Annotated in this window: 21 protein-coding genes and 1 pseudogene; 5 read left to right on the top strand and 17 right to left on the bottom strand. The window is 62.7% G+C overall.

What is annotated here, in order from left to right:
* Positions 1-118: 118 nt before the first annotated feature.
* From FBY21_RS08155 to FBY21_RS08110, 11 genes and pseudogenes are all read right to left on the bottom strand, one after another.
* Entirely contained in the window at positions 119-586 is a 468-nt protein-coding gene (locus tag FBY21_RS08155) for a phage virion morphogenesis protein (RefSeq protein ID WP_142010176.1), read from the bottom strand.
* Positions 579-1,058: a phage tail protein gene (locus tag FBY21_RS08150; protein ID WP_142010172.1), complete on the bottom strand. Its 480-nt coding sequence runs from the start codon at positions 1,056-1,058 to the stop codon at positions 579-581. The genes FBY21_RS08155 and FBY21_RS08150 overlap by 8 nt, the downstream gene beginning before the upstream one ends.
* The gene (lysC, locus tag FBY21_RS29735; protein WP_222119520.1) at positions 1,055-1,312 is read right to left on the bottom strand and encodes an Rz1-like lysis system protein LysC; all 258 of its coding nucleotides are present in this window, start codon (positions 1,310-1,312) and stop codon (positions 1,055-1,057) included. The genes FBY21_RS08150 and lysC overlap by 4 nt, the downstream gene beginning before the upstream one ends.
* Positions 1,233-1,598 (bottom strand): annotated as a pseudogene (locus FBY21_RS29890) (LysB family phage lysis regulatory protein); the annotation flags it as partial. The pseudogene FBY21_RS29890 and the gene lysC, both read right to left, overlap by 80 nt.
* Complete coding sequence (locus FBY21_RS08140) at positions 1,595-2,419, bottom strand: N-acetylmuramidase domain-containing protein (RefSeq protein WP_142010167.1); 825 nt, start codon at positions 2,417-2,419, stop codon at positions 1,595-1,597. The gene FBY21_RS08140 and the pseudogene FBY21_RS29890, both read right to left, overlap by 4 nt.
* A complete protein-coding gene (locus FBY21_RS08135) occupies positions 2,416-2,730 on the bottom strand; it encodes a phage holin, lambda family (RefSeq protein ID WP_107331438.1) in 315 nt (104 codons plus the stop codon). The genes FBY21_RS08140 and FBY21_RS08135 overlap by 4 nt, the downstream gene beginning before the upstream one ends.
* Before the next feature lie 35 nt (positions 2,731-2,765).
* On the bottom strand, positions 2,766-2,972 hold the full coding sequence (locus FBY21_RS08130; RefSeq protein ID WP_142010165.1) for a tail protein X: 207 nt from the start codon (positions 2,970-2,972) through the stop codon (positions 2,766-2,768).
* Positions 2,972-3,436 carry a head completion/stabilization protein gene (locus tag FBY21_RS08125; protein WP_142010162.1) on the bottom strand — a complete coding sequence of 155 codons (465 nt, stop codon included), beginning with the start codon at positions 3,434-3,436 and terminating at the stop codon, positions 2,972-2,974. The genes FBY21_RS08130 and FBY21_RS08125 overlap by 1 nt, the downstream gene beginning before the upstream one ends.
* A gap of 100 nt (positions 3,437-3,536) precedes the next feature.
* Complete coding sequence (locus FBY21_RS08120) at positions 3,537-4,241, bottom strand: terminase endonuclease subunit (protein ID WP_142010159.1); 705 nt, start codon at positions 4,239-4,241, stop codon at positions 3,537-3,539.
* 5 nt (positions 4,242-4,246) lie between these two features.
* Positions 4,247-5,266 (bottom strand): phage major capsid protein, P2 family, encoded by a 1,020-nt coding sequence (locus tag FBY21_RS08115; RefSeq protein WP_142010156.1) that lies wholly within the window; start codon positions 5,264-5,266, stop codon positions 4,247-4,249.
* 43 nt (positions 5,267-5,309) lie between these two features.
* Entirely contained in the window at positions 5,310-6,149 is an 840-nt protein-coding gene (locus FBY21_RS08110; protein ID WP_142010154.1) for a GPO family capsid scaffolding protein, read from the bottom strand.
* A 154-nt stretch (positions 6,150-6,303) separates the two neighbouring features.
* Between FBY21_RS08110 and FBY21_RS08105 the strand changes: the two genes are divergently transcribed.
* Both FBY21_RS08105 and FBY21_RS08100 read left to right on the top strand, forming a co-directional pair.
* A complete protein-coding gene (locus FBY21_RS08105) occupies positions 6,304-8,061 on the top strand; it encodes a terminase ATPase subunit family protein (protein WP_142010151.1) in 1,758 nt (585 codons plus the stop codon).
* Positions 8,061-9,077 carry a phage portal protein gene (locus FBY21_RS08100; RefSeq protein ID WP_253543681.1) on the top strand — a complete coding sequence of 339 codons (1,017 nt, stop codon included), beginning with the start codon at positions 8,061-8,063 and terminating at the stop codon, positions 9,075-9,077. The genes FBY21_RS08105 and FBY21_RS08100 overlap by 1 nt, the downstream gene beginning before the upstream one ends.
* A gap of 53 nt (positions 9,078-9,130) precedes the next feature.
* Here the strand turns inward: FBY21_RS08100 and FBY21_RS08095 are convergent, their stop codons facing one another.
* The 6 genes from FBY21_RS08095 to FBY21_RS08070 all read right to left on the bottom strand — a co-directional run bounded on the left by FBY21_RS08095 (position 9,131) and on the right by FBY21_RS08070 (position 14,866).
* Positions 9,131-9,382, bottom strand: coding sequence for a hypothetical protein (locus tag FBY21_RS08095; RefSeq protein ID WP_142010146.1), 252 nt, complete (start codon positions 9,380-9,382; stop codon positions 9,131-9,133).
* A gap of 12 nt (positions 9,383-9,394) precedes the next feature.
* Entirely contained in the window at positions 9,395-9,640 is a 246-nt protein-coding gene (locus tag FBY21_RS08090; RefSeq protein WP_142010144.1) for a hypothetical protein, read from the bottom strand.
* A gap of 1,455 nt (positions 9,641-11,095) precedes the next feature.
* Positions 11,096-11,500 carry a hypothetical protein gene (locus FBY21_RS08085; protein WP_142010142.1) on the bottom strand — a complete coding sequence of 135 codons (405 nt, stop codon included), beginning with the start codon at positions 11,498-11,500 and terminating at the stop codon, positions 11,096-11,098.
* A 36-nt stretch (positions 11,501-11,536) separates the two neighbouring features.
* Positions 11,537-12,505: a hypothetical protein gene (locus FBY21_RS08080; RefSeq protein ID WP_142010140.1), complete on the bottom strand. Its 969-nt coding sequence runs from the start codon at positions 12,503-12,505 to the stop codon at positions 11,537-11,539.
* Positions 12,506-12,686: 181 nt separating this feature from the next.
* Positions 12,687-14,060 (bottom strand): HEPN domain-containing protein, encoded by a 1,374-nt coding sequence (locus FBY21_RS08075; RefSeq protein ID WP_142010137.1) that lies wholly within the window; start codon positions 14,058-14,060, stop codon positions 12,687-12,689.
* A gap of 557 nt (positions 14,061-14,617) precedes the next feature.
* Positions 14,618-14,866, bottom strand: coding sequence for a hypothetical protein (locus FBY21_RS08070; protein WP_142010134.1), 249 nt, complete (start codon positions 14,864-14,866; stop codon positions 14,618-14,620).
* A gap of 857 nt (positions 14,867-15,723) precedes the next feature.
* On the opposite strand from FBY21_RS08070, the gene uvrY reads away from it, so the two are divergent.
* From uvrY to pgsA, 3 genes are read left to right on the top strand one after another with little or no spacing between them, the layout of a single operon-like run.
* On the top strand, positions 15,724-16,368 hold the full coding sequence (gene uvrY, locus FBY21_RS08065) for a UvrY/SirA/GacA family response regulator transcription factor (protein ID WP_044406381.1): 645 nt from the start codon (positions 15,724-15,726) through the stop codon (positions 16,366-16,368).
* The gene (uvrC, locus tag FBY21_RS08060; RefSeq protein WP_142010131.1) at positions 16,368-18,191 is read left to right on the top strand and encodes an excinuclease ABC subunit UvrC; all 1,824 of its coding nucleotides are present in this window, start codon (positions 16,368-16,370) and stop codon (positions 18,189-18,191) included. The genes uvrY and uvrC overlap by 1 nt, the downstream gene beginning before the upstream one ends.
* A gap of 32 nt (positions 18,192-18,223) precedes the next feature.
* On the top strand, positions 18,224-18,784 hold the full coding sequence (gene pgsA / locus FBY21_RS08055) for a CDP-diacylglycerol--glycerol-3-phosphate 3-phosphatidyltransferase (protein WP_044406387.1): 561 nt from the start codon (positions 18,224-18,226) through the stop codon (positions 18,782-18,784).
* Positions 18,785-18,846: the final 62 nt, after the last annotated feature.

The following is an 18,846-nucleotide window of genomic DNA, read 5'->3' as shown; positions in this document are numbered from 1 at the left end:
ACGCGGGCACAAAAAAACGCCGTTACGGCGCCGTGCGCCTGTACTAAGAACGAGCGGCCAAGCTCGTGTCGCTGGATTTACAACGACGGGCCGACGATAGCGCCGGGGTTGTGGACCGTCAAGGGACTGTGCCGGTGAGGTGGGCCAGCACCTGGTCACGCACCAGGTCCCGCTCGGCATCGGTGAGGCCGAGCAGCTCGCGCTTGGCGTACTGCACGTCGCGGGCGCCGGGGGCGGGGCGGTCGCGCAGGCCGTACTGGTGCACGCGGGCGATGCGGGCGATGCGGCCGGTGAAGCCGACCACGGCGCCGTCGGCGCGGCCCTGGGCCTTGAGGTAGCGGGCGGTGCGCAGCTTGGTGAACATCCTGGCCTTGCGCTTGATGCGCCCGGCCTTGGCGCGCAGCTCGCGGGGCTTGCGCGGGGCGTAGGCGCTGCCGTCCGGGTTGCGCTGGGCTGCGATGCGTTGCTGCTGGCTGCGGCGCAGGGCCTGGGCGACCTGGCGGGCGAGGCGGGTGCGCTCGGTGGGTTGCAGGCGGGTGATGAGCGGGGTGAGCCAGTCGCTCAGGTCGTCGAGTTGGTCAGCCATGGGGCACGTACCACAGGTCCTGGTTGCCTTGGCCCGGGGCGGGCCAGTCGGGATCCAGCAGGGCCTCGCTGGGCTGGGGTTCGCCGGGGTGGCTGAGCTGCACCTGGCCGTTGGCGTCGTGGCTCACCACCACGCGCTCGGTGAGGCGCAGGGTGCAGGCGACGTCGGCCTTGTCGTTGTCGAGGATGTCCACCTCGAAGCGGACGGCCTCGCGGGCACGGTCGAGGTTGGCGAGCAGCTCGGGCTGGTTGACCCGCAGCCAGCCGAGCAGCGGCAGCATGATCAGGTCCGGGTCGCCGGCGTAGTCGGTGAGGATCACCTGCAGGTCGTAGTTGTACTCCCAGGATAGGGACCTGGCTGCGGTGCAGCGCAGGGTGCCGTTATCGATGAACACCAGCAGGCGGTCGGGGTTGCGTTGCAGGTCGGGGACGCTGGCCAGCAGGTGCCGGCGCAGGCTGGTGGGTTTGTTCATGGCTGGCCCTGTTGGTGGCGGTAGACCATATCGACCTGGGCGGCGCAGTCGGCCCAGGCGGCTTCGAGGCGCTCGCTGTCGCTGAGCAGGTCGCCGTTAGCGCTCGGCGCCGTCGCCGGCAGCTGGCACGGCACCACTGCGGGACAGCCAGTCACGGTAAGCGTCCGCTCCGCTGAGGGCGGGGCGCTCGCGCAGCCGGCGAGCAGCAGCAGGCAGAGGCAGAGCGGACCAGGTCCGCAGGTCGGGGTCGGCATGGGTCAGCTCCTTGAGGGTGCGCTCGCGCTGGGCCAGGCCCTGGCGCAGTTGGGCCTGGAGGGTGCGCAGCTGTGCCTGGGCGGTGCGTTCGGCCTGCAGGGCCTGGTCCAGCTGGGTGATGGCCTGCGCCTGGCGCTCGATGCGCTCGCGGGCCTGCTGCAGGGCCTGGTCGTCGCGCTCGGCGCGGGCGCTTTCGGCCTGGCTGCGCAGCTGCTGGGTCCACAGCAGCAGGGCCAGGGTGGCCAGCAGGGCGAGGCCGTAGAGGGCCTGGCGCAGGGGGCTCACGCGGCGGCCTCGGTGTGCCGGGCGTAGGCGCGCTCCAGCTTCACGTCGTAGAGGTTGCGGGCGTAGGCGGGGCCGTTGTAGCGGCGGGCGAACTCGGCCCACTTCTTCCCCTTGAGGGCCTTGTGCAGGGCCGGGTCGGCTTCGATGAAGCGGACGAAGGCGTCGAGCTGCTCGGCTTCGCTGCGCTGCATGGCATCGGCGAAGGCCTGGACGCTGGGGTAGTCGAGGGCGGTGGCGTGGTAGCCCATGATCTGGAACAGGCCCCAGCTGGCGGACTCCAGGGCGCAGGTGTCGTCGAGCTGGCGGGCGCTGGCCAGGCGCTGGTGTTCGGCGGTGCCGCCGGCGTAGCCACCGGGTGCGGCGTTGACCAGGTTGGGGAACTTGGCGGCCAGCTCCAGGGCGCGCTGCTCCCGCTGCTGTACGTCGTCGTCCGGGGCGCGGGTCAGCTTGAGGCGGGCGAGCATGACGTGGCGCTCGAAGAGGATCACCGGGCGGCCGTTGGCGAGGAAGCCCTGGCCTCGGCTCTCCACCTCGTTGACGGCGTAGAGCGCGGCCAGCTCGATGCCGAGGCGTTTGGCGGCGGCCACCAGGTCGGCGTGCCTGAGCAGGCGGCCGGTGTCCTGCCCGGCGAGGGCGGCGAGGGTCTTGTCGCCGGCGATGCCATCGGCTACCAGGCCGATGCGGGCCTGGTAGGTGCGCACGGCCTGCTCGGTGGCGTCGCCGTAGTCGCCATCCACGGCGAGGGTGGCGCCTTGGGCGACGAGGGCTTTCTGCAGCTGGGCGACGGCCTGGGAGCGGTCGCCGTGTTTGAGCGGGGTCATAGGGAGTCCACCTTGCGGTTGAAGAAGCGGCGGGCGAGGGCGCGGACGCCTTCGACCCCCAGCAGGCCGATGGCGCCGCCGAAGAAGGGCGCGGATCCGGGCGGGATGCCCACCAGGCCCAGGCCGTGGCTCACGGACAGGGCCAGCAGGCCGCACAGCGGGGATTCCAGCAGCACCCGGCGCAGGGTGCCGCCGCCGTAGATGACGCGCAGGCCGGCGATGAGGGCGGCGAGCAGGCCGGCGTAGACGCCGGGCCAGTTGTGTTCCAGCCAGGCGGCGAGCCAGGCCCAGGTTTCGGGACGGTCAGGCATGCGCGTCGTTCCTGTGGGTGGGGTGGGGGTGGGTTTCAGTCCCATAGGTTCACCGTTGGCCGTTGGGGTTGGGGTGCCTGGGCGGGGAGGGTGACCCGGTGGCCCTGGGGGATGACCGGGCCGAGGTCGGCCAGGCCGGGGTTGGCCTCCAGCACCGCTTCGGTGAGGCCGGCGGTGCGCCCGTAGACCCGCCAGCAGATGGCGTCGACGGTGTCGCCCTGGAGCGCGCGGACGCTGTTCATCAGATCAGCTCCACGGTGGTGCGGCCGATGCCCAGCAGGTCGCGGATGGCCCAGCGCTGGTCGCGGCGGTACTCGGCGATGCTGTCCACCTCGTCGGCGGCCTTCTGTTCGCCGCTGTTGGTGGCGTCGTAGCTGCGGTACCGCTCGGCGATCTCGGCGCTGGTGGCGCAGTACACGGCGCGCTGGTAGGCGTGGACCAGGGCGCTGACGCCGTTGATCCTCGGGCTGGGGACGTCGGCGAGGGTGGCGTGGCCCTTGGCAGTCCATTCGGCCCGGCGGGTGACCAGGTCGCTGTTGACGCTGAGCATGGCGTTGACGGTGGCCAGCTCCAGGCGGGCGTTGGTGATGGTGCCGGCGATGCGCTGGGCTTCGCGCAGGTGGTCGGCGTCGATGTCCGGCCAGAAGCCGTCATTGGCCAGGGTGAAGCTCGCGGGGGTGGTGTCGCCGCCGACGAAACCGCTCATGTGCTGCTCTCGCGTGGAGGGCGGTGGTCGGGGCGTCACAGCAAGGGAGGAGGTCCTGCTGATCGGCCCCGAGCCGCCCGGGTTGCGGGGGACCGCTCGGTTAGCCGCCTGGTTTGGCGGCGAGTTTGTTGAGCAGCTTGGTGGCTGCGTCGAAGGCTTGCTTGCCGCCGCACATGCTGTGCAGCTCGATGGCGCGCTTGAGCAGGTCGGCGCCGGCCTGGAGCTTGCCGGGCGGGCCTGGGTTGTCCTGGGTGAGCCCTTCGAGGGTGGCGCGGCCGGCGGCGAGGTAGAGCTTGGCGCGGGCCTCGTCGGGCATGTCCTGGTCGTCGGTGAGGGCGAGGGTGCGGTGCAGCACGTCGAGGTCGAAGCTGTCCTTGGTCTTCTGCGCCTTGAGGGCGGCTTCGGCAATCTCTTCGGCGACCAGGCAGCCGCTGGAGCGTTCGAAGCGATCCGGCAGGGCGAGCCCGTGCTGCAGGACGTACTCGGCGATGTCGAGGGCGCCCTGGTAGTCGCCGATGTCGATGCGCCAGACCATGAGGTAGCCGAGCACGTCGTCCTGGGCGCCTTGCCCTGCCTCCAGCACGCCTTCGATGTACGGGGCGTAGGCGGGGACCAGTTGGCGCTTGAGTTCGGCCTTGCGCTCGTTGCCCTGGACCTGGCTGAGGCGCAGGCGGTCCTGGTGCAGCTGGGCGAGCTGCTGTTCGTAGGCCTGCAGGCCTTCGACGGTGGCGCCGTGGGGGGTGGCCTCGGCCGCCATGGCGGCTGAGGTCTTGATGAAGTGGCGTTTGGCGGGGCTCAGGGCCATGGCGGTCAGGCCTCCAGCAGCTCGATGTTCTCGACCAGGCAGCCGAGGCCGTAGTCCTCGACGACGTAGGCGTCGTTGCTCGATTCGAAGTTGTCGATGCGGTTCTTGGCCGGGTTCTCCTGGATGTAGCGGCGCCGGCCGCCGAGCTGCCAGTAGATGGCCAGGTTGGGCAGGGTGGTGATGAGCATGGCGCCGTCGGGCACGTAGGGGACCTCGATCGGCTGCTTACCGCCCATGCGCTTCTGCGAGAGGATCATGTCGGTGGCGAGCTTCTCGGACGCGGGCTGCTCCTTGTTCACCAGCGGGAAGTACTTGTCGTGAACCAGGTTGCTGCCGAGGATCACCACCAGGCCGGGGTCCTTGCGGTGCCAGGGGTCCAGCAGGTTGGCCACGGCGTCGAACACCAGGGCGTCGAGGTTGTTGTAGTCGGCGGCGGCGCCGTTGCCGATGACGATCTTGCCGTCGGCCTTGCCATCCTTGAGGACGCGCTGCGGGGCGTTGTTGCGGTACTGCTGCAGCCAGCCGATGTTGACGTCCTGCAGGAGGGGGTTGGTGCTGCGGTTGGTGGTGGCGGCGGCGCTGGTTCCGTTGAAGCCGATCATGATGCGGTCCAGGGCCTGGCGCTTGATGATGGCGTCGCGCAGCAGGGCCTGGAACTCCGGGAATTTGGCCCAGGCGTCGAGCAGGGAGTAGCGGATGGCGGTGTCGAAATCCGTCTGCTTGGCCTCGTACTTCTGGTTGTCCAGGGCCTGCACTTCGCGCGGGGTACGCACGCCGTCGCCGGTGGTGTCGGTACGGCTGGCGATGGTGCCGCTGACGCCGATGCCGACTTTTTCGCCGATCAGTTCGTCGACGCCGATCATGCCGATCTGGCCGAGGAACTCGCTGGATTCCTGCATGCGCTGCTCCAGCTTCTGCTGGACGCTGGGCTCGATGGCGAACTTGGTGGTGGCGCTGTCGACGCCGTTGAGTTTGGCCACCTGGTCCAGGTAGGCGTTGAAGGCTTTGCGGGTTTCGTTGCGCATGGGGCTCTCCGGTTGTTCCTTGGCTGCTGGCTGTCCGTGGGGATCAGCAGTCGGTTACGACGCGCTGCTTGTCACCGGTGACCGGCGGGCGTTGCTTCTGGCTGAGGTCCTGGGTCTTGCCGAGCTGCTCCTTCAGGGCGGCGAAGTCGGTGGTGATGGTCTCTACCGCCTTCGTGAGGTTGGCGATGGCGGTGTCGGCCCTGGCTGCGTGCGCCTGCTGCTGGGTGGCGAAGGTGACGAGGCCTTCGAGGGTTTCGCCCAGCTCGTTGAAGGTGGCGGCGTCCCGGCCTTCCCTGTCCTTGCCCTTGCTGATGAGGTCGCTGATGGCGGTCTTGAGGCTGCCGAACAGCCCCACCTGGTCGGTGACTTCTTCGAATTCGAGATCGGCTTCGATGGCCTCGGAGAACATGGAGGTCTCGGAGTAGTGGCGGCCGCGGAAGGGGCTTGCTTCGGGCTTCTGCGCGGAGAAGGCGAGGACGTCGGTCCCCAGGCTGGCCGGGGAGTCGGTGACGGCGAGGCCGACCATGTAGGCCTCGCCGCTGTCGGCGAAGTTCTCGTCGAGCTCGATGGAGGTGTAGATCTTCTGCTTGGCCTTGTTGAGGGCGAGCAGTTCGCTGGTGGGCTCCAGTTGGGCGTAGAGGGCGAGCTTCTTCTGGCCGGAGATCTCCACCTCTTCGGTCTTGAGGGCGACGACGTCGCCGTAGGCCTTGAAGGGGCCGTCGGGCAGCAGGCTGCGGAAGTGCTCCAGCCAGATGCGGGCGCCGTAGGTGTTCTGGCTGAAGTTCTTGGCGGCCTGCTCCAGCCAGCTGCGCTTGATCACGCGCTTGTCGGTAGTGGCGCCTTCCACGGCAACGCGGAGCCACTTCGAGCGGAATTTCTTCATGGGGTGTCCTCGGTTTCAGCTGCTTTGCCGCAGTCGGCGTTGAGGGGCATGGTCGGCAGACGGCCCTGGGCGGGCAACGCGCGGGCTTTGTAGGGGCAGGGGATACAAGGGGCGGTGCGGGTGTGCTTCGCGCGCGGGCGGCAGCATCGGCGCCATGAACGCTATCGCCAGCCTCCCGACCGACCCTCGACGCCACGCCAAGCACCTGTACTGGATGGGGTGGCGCGTCACCGATATCGCCGATCTCTTGGGCGAGAAGGAAAAGACCCTGCACAGCTGGAAGGCCCGGGATGAGTGGGACCGGGCGGGCAACGTCGAGCGCATCGGGGGTGCGCTGGAGGCGCGGCTCGTGCAGCTGATCCTCAAGGACGGCAAGACCGGCGGCGATTTCAAGGAGATCGATCTGCTGCACCGGCAGCTGGAGCGGCAGGCGAGGATTCAGCGTTACCAGGGCGGCGGTACCGAAACGGACCTCAACCCGGAGCTGGCCAAGCGCAATGCGGGGCCGAAGGCGAAGCCTCGGCGCAACGAGTTCAGCGAGGACCAGGTGGAGCGGCTGGTCGAGGCCTTCCTCGATGGCTGCTTCGACTACCAGAAGGATTGGTACCGGGCCGGCAACCAGCGCACCCGGGTGATCCTGAAGTCACGCCAGATCGGCGCGACCTACTACTTCGCCCGGGAGGCGCTGATCGATGCGCTTAGCACGGGCCGAAACCAGATCTTCCTGTCCGCCTCGAAGAATCAGGCGCACATCTTCAAGGCCTATATCCAGGCCTTTGCCCGCGAGGTGACGGGCGTCGATCTCACCGGCGACCCGATCATCCTGCCCAATGGCGCCGAGCTGCACTTCCTCGGTACCAACGCGCGCACGGCCCAGGGCTATCACGGGAATTTCTATTTCGACGAGTTCTTCTGGACCTTCAAGTTCCAGGAGCTGAACAAGGTCGCCAGCGGCATGGCGATGCACAAGAGGTGGCGCAAGACGTACTTCTCGACGCCGTCGAGCATGGCCCACGAGGCGTACACGTTCTGGACCGGGGAGGTGTTCAACCGGGGCAAGCCGGCGGCGCAGCACCTGAAGGTGGACGTGAGCCACGGCGCGCTGCAGCAGGGACGCCTGTGCGAGGACAAGATCTGGCGGCAGATCGTCACCATCCTGGACGCGGCGGACCGGGGCTGCGACCTGTTCGATATCGATGAGCTGCGCTTCGAGTACTCGCCCGAGGCCTTCGCCAACCTGCTGATGTGCGAGTTCGTGGACGACGGGGCGTCGGTCTTCCCCCTGGCCATGCTGCAGCCTTGCATGGTGGACAGCTGGGTGAAGTGGGAAGGGGAGTACAAGCCCTTCGCCAAGCGCCCCTACGCCAGCTGGCCGGTGTGGGTGGGCTACGACCCGGCCGAGACCGGGGATACCGCCGGCCTGGTGGTGGTGGCGCCGCCGCAGGTGCCGGGCGGGGCCTTCCGGGTGCTGGAGAAGCACCAGTTCAGGGGCATGGATTTCGCGGCCCAGGCCAAGGTGATCAAGGAAATCACCGAGCGCTTCTGGGTCACCTACATCGGCATCGATACCACGGGCATGGGCTCGGGCGTGGCGCAGCTGGTTAAGCAGTTCTTCCCCAACCTGGTGACCTTCAGCTACTCGCCCGAGGTGAAGACGCGCCTGGTGCTGAAGGCCTACGACGTGATCCACAAGGGGCGGCTGGAGTTCGACGCCGGCTGGACCGACTTCGCCCAGGCGCTGATGGCCATCCGCAAGACCATGACCGCCAGCGGTCGCCACATGACCTACACCGCCGGCCGCACCGAAACCACGGGCCATGCCGATCTGGCCTGGGCCCTGTTCCATGCCCTGCAGAACGAGCCACTCGAAGGGCAGACGACATCCAACACCGGCTTTATGGAGCTGCAATGATGACCACCCAAACCCCAGCCGCCGCGCCTGCAGGCGTCGAGGCCTTCACCTTTGGCGACCCGACGCCGGTCCTCAGCGGGCGCGAGATCTTCGACTACCTGGAATGCGCCTTCAACGGGCGCTGGTACGAGCCGCCGTTGTCGCTGGACGGTCTGTCCCGGTCGATCTCGGCGAGCGTGTACCTGCAGTCGGGGCTGACCTTCAAGCGCAACATGCTGGCCCGGGCGTTCGTCCCCCACCGGCTGCTGTCCCGGACGGCCTTCGAGCAGTTCGCCCTGGACTGGCTCTGGTCCGGCAATGCCTACCTGGAGCGCCGCCGGTCCATGCTCGGCACGTCCGTGGCCCTGCAGCCCTGCCTGGCTAAGTACATGCGGCGGGGCGAGGATCTCGACCGCTACTACCTGGTGCGCGGCTGGAAGGATGAGCACGAGTTCGAGAAGGGGACCATCTGCCACCTGCGCGAGGCGGACATCCACCAGGAGGTGTACGGCATGCCCGAGTGGCTGGCGGCCCTCCAGTCCGGCCTGCTCAATGAGTCGGCCACGCTGTTCCGCCGCAAGTACTACAACAACGGGTCGCACGCGGGCTTCATCCTCTACATGACCGATGCGGCGCAGAAGGAGGAGGACATCGATGCCCTGCGCAACGCGCTGAAGAACGCCAAGGGCCCAGGCAACTTCCGCAACCTGTTCGTCTATGCCCCGAACGGCAAGAAGGAGGGGCTGCAGCTGATCCCCGTCAGCGAAGTGGCGGCCAAGGATGAGTTCGGTTCGATAAAGAACATCACCCGCGACGACATGCTGGCCGGCCTGCGGATCCCTCCACAGCTGATGGGTATCGTCCCGCAGAACGCCGGCGGCTTCGGCTCGATCAAGGACGCGACGGAGGTATGGGTGCAGAACGAACTGGAGCCGCTACAGGCGCGGCTCCAGGAGGTTAATGAGTGGGCGGGGGAGGAGGTGGTGAGGTTTGAGTGGGAACTAGGGTTTAGGGCAGAGGCCGCTGCCTCTCAATAGGCTGGTCACGGGCTGACTTGACGGACTAAGGGCCCCGATGGGGCCCTTAGTGGCTACCTGAGTTGGTTCGGGTTGCCATTGGTGTTGTAGCTTGCCCATTCGCCAACTTCGGAGACGATTATGCCGTCGTCCGCATCCATGAAGTTCCTGAAGTGGTCTCGCAGTCCCGTAGCACTCGCGTTTACACGCTGAAAGCACCAGAGGGACTCGAGGACGCGGATGGCACCGAATCGTGCCAGTTCTTCAGTAAGGGCTTTGTAGTCCCGCTTCCTGCGCAGATCGTACTCAATGAAGAAGATAGCCATTTTCTTCACCACTCATCGCTTCTTATCCGATTGCGAGAGCACCGAAGCCGCAAGGGTTTTGGTCTCATCGCTGTACTTCTCGGATTGCAGAACCTTGGAGGCTTTGGCTTCCATATCCTTGCCGGTCTCCTTGGTTGTGGAGGTTTGCGCCAAGGCAGAAGCCGCCAGGCTCTTAGCAGTGGCGGAGGCGTTGGGATTGCGGAGAGTTTCAGAGGCGAGCTTGGAAACGTCGCCGGAAGTTTGTTTGCGATTTGCCATTGGATTTCTCCGGGTGGGCAGAGGAAGGTGCTGGCCCGGAGGAGATGCCGTTCGGCAGTGGTGGATTGACGGAGTCGCCACCTACACGCTTAATTGACACCCCTATCTGAGCCAGCGTCGTTTCTGTCGTATGGGGTCAGGTGGTACGGACGGGGTCGCCAGGTTTTGGTCGACGGAAGCGCTCCCGTTCGTAGTCTTCCCGCTACGCAGTCGTAGTTAGAAAACACAACATGTAGTGGTGGTTTCGGCCTACGAACCCCATCTTATAGTTCCGATTTGCCTTTGCAAGGCGAGAAGAACTGAACAATCTGTGGATAACCATTCGGTTGTCGCAGAAAACCCTTACAGATTCAGTGGTTTCGCTGACATTGCCGTTCGTCGGGATGACGGCTTTCCGTCTTTCGCCTGGAATTCACATAAATTCGTCAAAATTTAGGCGCCTGAGTCCTTGCGGCGTAGTTGGCGCGCGCAGTCGTCCCCCCGCCACGCCTGCGGTCTAAATAGGTCGCTTTTTCTGCAGCCCTGCATACGGCGCCAGGCAGTCCAGTAACTGCGCTTCTTGCCTGTCGTAGCGCCAGAATCACCCTTCATTTCCCTGCGCTCCACGGACTTAATGGGTTAGTTCTCAAGCGACCTTTTTCAGGGGCGCCGCCAAAACTGGGTAATTTCGGTTAGGTGCTACGTCTGGCATGCCCGGAAGAGGTGTGGCTGCTGGGTTTCGGGCATAACCTCAGCGGGTAATGACAAGTAAGTAGAAAGGTTGTTTTTCTCTAATCTATTGATTTTAAAGGATTTGTAAGAAGTTTCAGCTGACTGCCAGTACGGGTAATCAGCTAACCAATTGATTACCAAGAAATTACCTTTCTTCAAACTCTTGAAAGCCCCGCTCCAGAGGGGTTTAAGCATTGTTCAGGGGTGTCGCTAACCTTTATTACCCGATTCGGTTGGGTCAACCGAAATGAGCCGAATCCATGGGGAACGCGGTTCACGGTCCCGATGCATGGATGGCGCTTGGGAACAGTCTGGGAACAAAAAGATGGCACTCTCTGCGCCAGAGGCCCCGATTCATGTGGGTTACAGCCATGCTAACGCCGCGCGTATGAGTTCGAATCTCACCGCTTCCGCCATATACATAGACGCCAAAGCCCCGATATTCGGGGCTTTGGCGTTTTTGCAGGTCGCAATTCCAGCGGATGTCGTCAGCGATCGTTTCCGCAGCTTGATAGGCCGTTTCCGCAACTTCAGGTCAGTGGGTAGGGGCGACGACCCCGCCGACGCGGCGATATACGGTCTCCGTGATGCGCTGTCGGTGTGCCCAACAGCTTCGACGCGCGCCCAGGATCGTCGCTTTCGCTGGCGGACTTCATGCGGCCAGGGTGGGTTCAGGCTTAGCTACAGTCGCCGCTTTGCTGCGAGTACGCGCGTGGTACTCGAGGGTGAGACTGATCGACAGGGCTATGAGGTGCTCTGTTTGTTGGCGACAGGGGGTAGTTGCCACGTTACATCATGGTGAAAGTGTCGGGGCGAGTTGACCAGGCCACGCAGGGTGTCTCCCACCTGCGCTAGGGCTCCGGCAAGCAGAAAGTCTCTGGCCGCCACGCTGCAGTCGGAGGGTACGGAATAGAAGTAGATTCGCCATTCGTCCCAGATGGACAGGTAGTTGATCGCGGCGAGCCGAACTAACCCGCGCTCCTGGATGCGCTTGCGCCAGCGTGAAGCGCGGAAGTCGTCCTTCCAGTTGAAGCACAGCTCGATCTTGCCGAACTGGGGCACGTCGCCGATCAGTTCGTTTATCACCTGGGCCCCCAGGGGATAGGTAAACCCCTGCGGCAGCCGCTCCTTGCTATGGGTTGGGATCATGGCGTTCCTTCGTCCCCTCGGGTGTAAAAAGCGAACCTACAGCGCCTGCTGATCGAACTCCAAGGGTACCGAGACCTGCGGCTTCTTCTCTGGCGCCTTGGCCGCGTCGCCGTTCGGGCACTTGAGGGTCTTGAACAGGTAGCCCTTCTCCTCATCCGGAATGGCGACGGCCAGGCGCTCGTAGCCGAGGGGCGCAAAACGGCTGCCCTCGGGCTGATTGTTGGTGCACTGGCTGTCTTTCAGGTGGAACGAGGCGAACACGATGAGCTTGCGCACGAACGGCTCAAGCTCCGGGTTTCTGCTTGTGTAGTCCAACAGGTTGAGCGGGGTGATGCTGCTGAAGGCCAGGCCGCCGAATAGGATGAGCGTGACGGCAAACGGCGGAGAGGGCGGACTCTGTCGGCTGGCGGGGCTTAGGCACATGACCGCTTCCGCCGCCGCTTTCTTGGGCGTCATTGCGCCCAGAGCGAGTGCAATCAGAAGGTAAGGAACCAATGTCAGAAGGCTGATCAGGGTGACCCAGACAAACACCGTCACGATGGCCAGTACACCCGTCTTCGCTGCAGGCAGATCGGACGGGGCGATGCGCGTGTAGTGAAGGAAGATGCTGTCGGTGTAGACGTTGGAGACCCACACTGCAATGAACACCAGCAGGGCAAAAAGCCACTTGGCCAACCGTGTAGCCGAGAACTTGAGAATCTGCGGCTTGAAGCGGAGGTAGAACAGGCGGGCCGTGCAGATGTACATGGCCAAGGGGGCTATTGTCATCACCCAGAACGGCGCATCCCCTCCCAGTGCCTTGTGTCCGGCCACGATGCCTGTCAGCCCCAGGAAGACGACGATACCCCCGGCGAGCAGCACCTTCTGATCCAGCGCCCTGAAGCGAGCAGGGGCACGGTTGAAAAAGTCCGGCACGAGTTGGTGTTTGACCAGGGAGCGGCACAGCAGGCCGAGCAAAACAGGCGCAACGACGTAGCCCAGAGTCAGCCAGTAGAAAGCAACCATCGATCATCCTTGATGCCAGAACGCAGGGGCGCCCGATTATAGAGGCCGCTTCGTGCAACGCTACCTGCATTGAGCACTTGCTAAGTGCACGGAGTGTGGCAATGGATGGCTGGCAGCGATGCTGTATTAGACAGGCTGGGTTCAAATTGCCGTGCAGTTAATCCACTAGGACTGATCATGGCTAATAAAATGGAGTGAATCTGCGCTTGATATTTGGGCTCTGTATTATGTATTCAATTACTTCCTCGTGTATTCCTGTATGTCTTAATAATGTCAGGATGAATACTGCGTCCATTATATGGGTCAGTTCGACCATTTCTTTAGGGGAGGCGCATTTGTCTTTAGAGGCATTGTCTAGGTGGGTCAGATAGTTTCTTGAGTCAACGATTTTTCTTATGGTGGATTTTACTTTTCTTGTTTCAATGGATATCTGTTCATTAAATGGCTGAAAGAGAGTTTTTAGTCTCTTGCTTAGGTTTGGTTCATTTGCGTGGGTTAAGCGCCTTGCTAGCCATTCTTTATGCCCTTCAGGGCAGGCCCTGATAAGGGTTTCACATAATTTGGAAAATTCTTCTTCCTCAAACTGGGTTTCCGTATTTGTGCTTCTGCTAAAAGTCTCTAGAGCTTGCGCTAGTGATAGGAATTTGTTTTCGAGATATTTGTGTGTGCCATCTTTTGTAGATATGTATGTATTGATGGAAGGGTATAGTGAGTCAAAGTTATTCATCCAGCACTTTATTATTTCTTGAAAATGGCTTGAGATTTGTGGAAAGGTAAATGGGAAGTCATGTCTTGATCTCAGGGTTGGGCGAGTTGTTGAGAATGGAAGGCTTCGGTAGAACACGCCTACTTTTATGTCTCGCCCATTTGTTGTTTCGGTTGCTGGAATAATTGCTTCTACATTCTTTATTCCCACAACTTGGTCTGTGGCAATGCAGAAAAATGAAGCTGTCTTTCTTGCTTGAGATACGAAGAAGTCAATATTTTTTGGGTGGGCTGTTGAGATTTCAAAATATGCGCTGTGAGTTATCTTGGCTTCAGTTAGCTGATTGGGGCTCGGAATGCTGTGGCGGAATTTGATTGAAATTTTTATTTCATCAAGCTCTATATGTATAGGGGGTTGTGGTTCGTAGGTTACTGTGCCGGTGCCTCTTGCATAGTCTATGTCTACTTTTATGCCTGTTAATCTCAGCCAGTCATTAAGTAGCTCAATGTCAAATATGAATTTTGTGAAAAGTAAAGGGCTGTCGTCATCCGAGATTGCGCCTATGTACGCGCGGCTTGCTTTTATTTTTGAGGTAGATAGTTGGTTAAGGCCAAAGATTGAGTTTTTTACCCAGTAAAAACAGTCGTCAAGTGTTACGTATCCAAGTGTCTCAATGTGGCCAAGGATTCTATCGACATGCAAGTCGCTTGAGGAAATATCCTTGTCAGAGGTTGTTTCTACTGTTATTTCGCCGCCGTCCGATATTTTTAGTATTCCAGGGATTTTTGCGTCTTCGTTTCCAGGGGTCCAAAAGAGTCCGGGGGAATTGATTTCTTTGTCTAAATTCATTTTGAGTCCTATTCACTTAATGGACTGACTAATCATCCTTTCTTGATGTGAATATGTCTATATTCTCTATCCATCGCCCGCTCCGTATTCGCCTGGCTCGCATATAGATGCCGCAGGCGTTTGGGCTTGCTCGGGTCGTCAGCGGAAAGGCTTTCCTCCTTCCCCGTCTCTTGCCCTGGCAGTAGGCGATCACGCCGGTGTAGTCGCCGGGCATTTCCTCGTACAGCGCGTCCCCCAGGTCTTCGGGGCAGTTTGCTCTCCGGCTCCAGGCTAGTGATGTAGCCGCCACTGGCGGTGAGGCTGTGCTGCATGTTGCCGCCGTGCCAGGCGATGGTGTCGATCGCGTCTTTCACGTCCTGCAGGGTGTAGGTGAGTTCTGGGATGGGTCTGGCCAGTCCTTGGCCAGTCTGTAGCTGAGGCTGGCGCTGCCGCGATGCAGGCGGTTCCACTCGTTGCGGGCGGCGCAGTGCTTCGGTCTTTGAGGTTGTCGCCGCCGTCGGCCACCAGGTCGCGGTGCTGGTCGCCGTCGGCGCGGGTGCCAGATGAGGCTGACTTGGTCAGCCTGTCGGGTGATTTTTCGCTTCGTCCTGAGCGGCCTCGTAGAGCCGGGCGGCATCTTCGGCGAGGTACTCCAGGCAGGCGAATGCGCCGCCCAGCAGTTCGGGGGATGGCGTGCCGTGGTCGGGAATGTTGGACAGGAAGCCGAGCATGCCGAGCAACGCGCGTTGGCGCACGTAGGCCGCTTCGTAGAGGGTCAGGTGATGGAGATCGTTTTTGTAGAGCGAACTGAGGTTTGCAGAGGTCATGGTTGTTCTCGATGGGTCGACTGACCGCCTCCTGACGCCAATCAGGGTGGAGCGGGCCATGCAGGTTGGCGTAACCGTCGAGAACGAACGGTGCATCCGAAGATGCCCTGCACGGCACGCCCCATAACGCGGGTGCAACCATGCAAGGTGCCTGAACAACGTTCATGCACCTGTCCTCGTTCGGGACGCCAATCCCGACTGCCCAGGTTGGGCAGCGCGGCAACGTTAGGGCGTGGGGAAGAGGGTGTCAATCGACAGTGCTCGGGCCCATCGGGGCATTGCGGGTTTTCTTTTCAGGCGTCGATGACGTAGCTCTCGATGTGCTTCCAGCCCTTTCAGTTACTGCGTCCTGGCTTTTCGGTGGCGTTCTCCAGGCTGCGGCTCCACCAGTACCGTGCGGCGCTGACGCTTGCCGGCTGGGCACCGCTGGCTCTTTTGTGGCTGCGCTTCCAATGGATTTGCACTGCTTTTTGACGGCCGTGATTTTTGGGGGGGTGCGTCGGTCTCTTTATTTCCTAAAGCGCGATGGCATCGCGATAGGCGATTTCTGTACCTGGCGCTTCGGCAGTTTCCGGTCTGCCCGTAGCCGGTCGTCAAGGCGCCTGACTCGCCCTGTCAGGGCGTCCTACGCTGAAGTTCCGGAGGCGATTTTCCCTTTGGTGAGGGCGCCCGCTGCGGCGGACTCCTCCGGTGGTGATAGGCGGACTCGATTGTCAGTCCTTGCTGCTTATGTTTTCCTGGCGCTTGTGATTTGACGGTGGCGGTCGCGCTAGGTCTGAGCGCTCCGACTTGCTAATGTATCGGCCTTTCCATGTGACGCTCCCCAGTTTGGCGGGCGGTGCACTGCGAGGTGTCGCTTGATTAGGGTACTGGTGGTCGATGACCACGATCTGGTTAGAACAGGCATCAGCCGCATGCTCTCGGACATCGATGGGCTGCAGGTGGTGGGGCAGGCCGAGAGCGGCGAGGAAGCGCTGAAGAAGGCGCGCGAGCTCAAGCCCGACGTGGTGCTGATGGATGTGAAGATGCCCGGCATCGGCGGTCTCGAAGCGACCCGCAAGCTGCTGCGCAGCTACCCCGATCTGAAGGTGGTGGCGGTGACGGTGTGCGAAGAGGATCCGTTTCCGACCCGGCTGCTGCAGGCCGGTGCGGCGGGCTACCTCACCAAGGGCGCTGCGCTTGAAGAGATGGTCCAGGCGATTCGCCAGGTCTTCGCCGGGCAGCGCTACATCTGCCCGCAGATTGCCCAGCAGTTGGCGCTGAAGTCCTTCCAGCCGCAGACGAGTGGTTCGCCGTTCGACCTGTTGTCGGAGCGGGAAATCCAGATCGCGTTGATGATCGCCAACTGCCAGAAGGTCCAGACCATTTCCGACAAGCTGTGCCTGTCGCCGAAGACGGTGAACACCTACCGCTACCGGATCTTCGACAAGCTCTCCATCTCCAGCGATGTCGAGCTGGCTCTGCTGGCGGTTCGCCACGGCATGGTGGACGCCGTCAGCTGATGCAACCCACATTCGATGCAAGTGATTTTCTTGCCGCCTGCAGTGGGCGTCCGGGCGTTTACCGGATGTTCGACGAGGGCGGCAAGCTGCTTTATGTCGGCAAGGCCAAGAACCTCAAGAAGCGCCTCGCCAGCTACTTCCGCAAGACCGGTCTGGCGCCCAAGACGGCTGCCCTGGTGGCCCGCATCGCGCAGGTCGAGACCACCATCACCGCCAACGAGACGGAAGCGCTGCTGCTTGAGCAGACGCTCATCAAGGAATGGCGGCCGCCTTACAACATCCTGCTGCGGGACGATAAGTCCTATCCCTATGTGCACCTCTCCGATGGCGAGTTCCCGCGGCTGAGCATCCATCGCGGGGCGAAGAAGCAGAAGGGGCGCTACTTCGGGCCTTACCCCAGTGCGGGGGCCATCCGTGAAAGCCTGAACCTGCTGCAGAAGGCGTTTCTCGTGCGCCAGTGCGAGGACAGCTACTTCCGCAACCGCACCCGGCCATGCCTGCAATACCAGATCAAGCGCTGCAAAGGACCGTGTGTCGGCCTGGTGGAGGCGAACGAGTACGCCGAGGACGTGCGCCACTCCGTGATGTTCCTGGAAGGGCGGAGCAATGCCCTGGCAGCCGAGCTGACCAACAGCATGGAGCAGGCGGCGATGAACCTGGAGTTCGAGCGGGCTGCCGAGTTGCGCGACCAGGTGTCGATGCTGCGGCGCGTGCAGGACCAGCAGAGCATCGAGGGGGGCACTGGCGACGTCGATGTGGTTGCCGCCATCGTCAACCCGGGCGGCGCCTGTGTGCACCTCATCAGCGTCCGGGGTGGGCGCGTGCTGGGCAGCAAGAACTTCTTCCCCCAGGTGGCGATCGAGGAAGAGGTGGGCGACGTGCTGGTGGCCTTCATTGCGCAGTACTACCTGGGCAGCCATGAGCGCGATCTGCCGCAGGAGCTGATCGTCAATACCGTCCACGAGGATTTCCCGACGCTGATCGAAGCCATCGCCGAGTCGCGTGGGCGTGAACTCAGCATCAGCCACCGGGTGCGGACCAACCGCGCTCGCTGGCAGCAACTGGCGGTCACCAACGCCGAGCAGGCCCTTGCTGCGCGCTTGGCCAACCGCCAGCACATGGCGGACAAGTTCGAAGCGCTCGGCGAGGTGCTCGGCCTGGCCGAGCCGCCGCAGCGGCTGGAGTGCTACGACATCAGCCATTCCAGCGGTGAGGCGACCGTGGCGTCCTGCGTGGTGTTTGGCCCGGAAGGGGCGCTCAAGTCCGACTACCGCCGCTACAACATCGAGGGCGTGACCGCCGGCGACGACTATGCGGCGATGCACCAGGCGCTGACCCGACGCTTCAGCAAGTTGAAGGATGGAGAGGGCAAGCTGCCGGACGTGCTGCTGGTGGACGGCGGTAAAGGCCAGCTGGCCATGGCGCGGGAGGTGCTGCAGGAGCTGGCAGTGCCGGAACTCATCCTGCTCGGCGTGGCCAAGGGCGTGACCCGCAAGCCGGGCTTCGAGACGCTTTACCTCAATGGCCCGGAGAACGAGTTCACCCTGCCGGCCGACGCGCCTGCGCTGCACCTGATCCAGCAGATTCGCGACGAGGCACACCGCTTTGCCATCACCGGCCACCGTGCACGACGCGGCAAGGCCCGTCGGACCTCCAGCCTGGAAGAGGTGGCGGGAGTAGGGCCGAAGCGTCGGCGCGAGCTGCTCAAGCATTTCGGTGGGTTGCAGGAATTGAGTCGCGCCAGTATCGAGGAGATCGCCAAGGCACCTGGCATCAGCAAAAAGCTCGCCGAGTCGATTTATGCGGCCCTGCACAGCGAGTAGAATGCCCCCTCTTTTTCGGTCTTGCTGTGACGATGAATATTCCAAACCTGCTCACCGTTCTGCGTGTTCTGCTGATCCCCGTCTTCATCCTGCTGTTCTATCTTCCGTTTTCGGGGAGCCACATGGCCGCAAGCGCGGTGTTCGCCATCGCGGCGGTCACCGACTGGTTCGATGGCTACCTGGCGCGTCGCTGGGAGCAGAGCACCCCGTTCGGGGCCTTCCTCGACCCGGTGGCGGACAAGCTGATGGTGGCGGTGGCGCTGGTGCTGCTGGTCGAGGAGCACCATACGCTGTGGCTGACCTTGCCGGCGGCCATCATTATCGGTCGCGAGATCGTGGTCTCGGCACTGCGGGAATGGATGGCGGAGCTGGGCGCGCGTGCCCAGGTCGCAGTCTCCAATCTCGGCAAGTGGAAGACGGCGGCGCAGATGCTGGCGCTGGTCATCCTGCTGGCCAATCCGCCGGTGGTGAGCTTCTGGGTGGTGCTCGGCTTCCTGCTGTTGATCATCGCCGCCGCGCTGACGCTGTGGTCGATGCTGCATTACCTGTTGGCCGCCTGGCCGCACCTGAGCACCGAGCCGAAAGATAAATAAACTTTTTTGAATCAAGGGGTTGACGGCTGCTAATGATCCTATAGAATGGCGCCCGTCACCAA

Source organism: Pseudomonas sp. SLBN-26, from assembly GCF_006715895.1.
In the GTDB taxonomy this organism is placed as follows: domain Bacteria; phylum Pseudomonadota; class Gammaproteobacteria; order Pseudomonadales; family Pseudomonadaceae; genus Metapseudomonas; species Metapseudomonas otitidis.
The sequence above is the reverse complement of the archived record's forward strand: the minus strand, read 5'-3'. Positions and strand labels throughout refer to the sequence as shown.

Excerpts from the sequence above, each read along its gene's own strand:
- FBY21_RS08155 (WP_142010176.1), bottom strand. The coding sequence starts at position 586 with ATGGCTGACCAACTCGACGACCTGAGCGACTGGCTCACCCCGCTCATC.
- FBY21_RS08150 (WP_142010172.1), bottom strand. The coding sequence starts at position 1,058 with ATGAACAAACCCACCAGCCTGCGCCGGCACCTGCTGGCCAGCGTCCCC.
- lysC (WP_222119520.1), bottom strand. The coding sequence starts at position 1,312 with ATGCCGACCCCGACCTGCGGACCTGGTCCGCTCTGCCTCTGCCTGCTG.
- FBY21_RS08140 (WP_142010167.1), bottom strand. The coding sequence starts at position 2,419 with ATGACCCCGCTCAAACACGGCGACCGCTCCCAGGCCGTCGCCCAGCTG.
- FBY21_RS08135 (WP_107331438.1), bottom strand. The coding sequence starts at position 2,730 with ATGCCTGACCGTCCCGAAACCTGGGCCTGGCTCGCCGCCTGGCTGGAA.
- FBY21_RS08130 (WP_142010165.1), bottom strand. The coding sequence starts at position 2,972 with ATGAACAGCGTCCGCGCGCTCCAGGGCGACACCGTCGACGCCATCTGC.
- FBY21_RS08125 (WP_142010162.1), bottom strand. The coding sequence starts at position 3,436 with ATGAGCGGTTTCGTCGGCGGCGACACCACCCCCGCGAGCTTCACCCTG.
- FBY21_RS08120 (WP_142010159.1), bottom strand. The coding sequence starts at position 4,241 with ATGGCCCTGAGCCCCGCCAAACGCCACTTCATCAAGACCTCAGCCGCC.
- FBY21_RS08115 (WP_142010156.1), bottom strand. The coding sequence starts at position 5,266 with ATGCGCAACGAAACCCGCAAAGCCTTCAACGCCTACCTGGACCAGGTG.
- FBY21_RS08110 (WP_142010154.1), bottom strand. The coding sequence starts at position 6,149 with ATGAAGAAATTCCGCTCGAAGTGGCTCCGCGTTGCCGTGGAAGGCGCC.
- FBY21_RS08105 (WP_142010151.1), top strand. The coding sequence starts at position 6,304 with ATGAACGCTATCGCCAGCCTCCCGACCGACCCTCGACGCCACGCCAAG.
- FBY21_RS08100 (WP_253543681.1), top strand. The coding sequence starts at position 8,061 with ATGACCACCCAAACCCCAGCCGCCGCGCCTGCAGGCGTCGAGGCCTTC.
- FBY21_RS08095 (WP_142010146.1), bottom strand. The coding sequence starts at position 9,382 with ATGGCTATCTTCTTCATTGAGTACGATCTGCGCAGGAAGCGGGACTAC.
- FBY21_RS08090 (WP_142010144.1), bottom strand. The coding sequence starts at position 9,640 with ATGGCAAATCGCAAACAAACTTCCGGCGACGTTTCCAAGCTCGCCTCT.
- FBY21_RS08085 (WP_142010142.1), bottom strand. The coding sequence starts at position 11,500 with ATGATCCCAACCCATAGCAAGGAGCGGCTGCCGCAGGGGTTTACCTAT.
- FBY21_RS08080 (WP_142010140.1), bottom strand. The coding sequence starts at position 12,505 with ATGGTTGCTTTCTACTGGCTGACTCTGGGCTACGTCGTTGCGCCTGTT.
- FBY21_RS08075 (WP_142010137.1), bottom strand. The coding sequence starts at position 14,060 with ATGAATTTAGACAAAGAAATCAATTCCCCCGGACTCTTTTGGACCCCT.
- FBY21_RS08070 (WP_142010134.1), bottom strand. The coding sequence starts at position 14,866 with ATGACCTCTGCAAACCTCAGTTCGCTCTACAAAAACGATCTCCATCAC.
- uvrC (WP_142010131.1), top strand. The coding sequence starts at position 16,368 with ATGCAACCCACATTCGATGCAAGTGATTTTCTTGCCGCCTGCAGTGGG.
- pgsA (WP_044406387.1), top strand. The coding sequence starts at position 18,224 with ATGAATATTCCAAACCTGCTCACCGTTCTGCGTGTTCTGCTGATCCCC.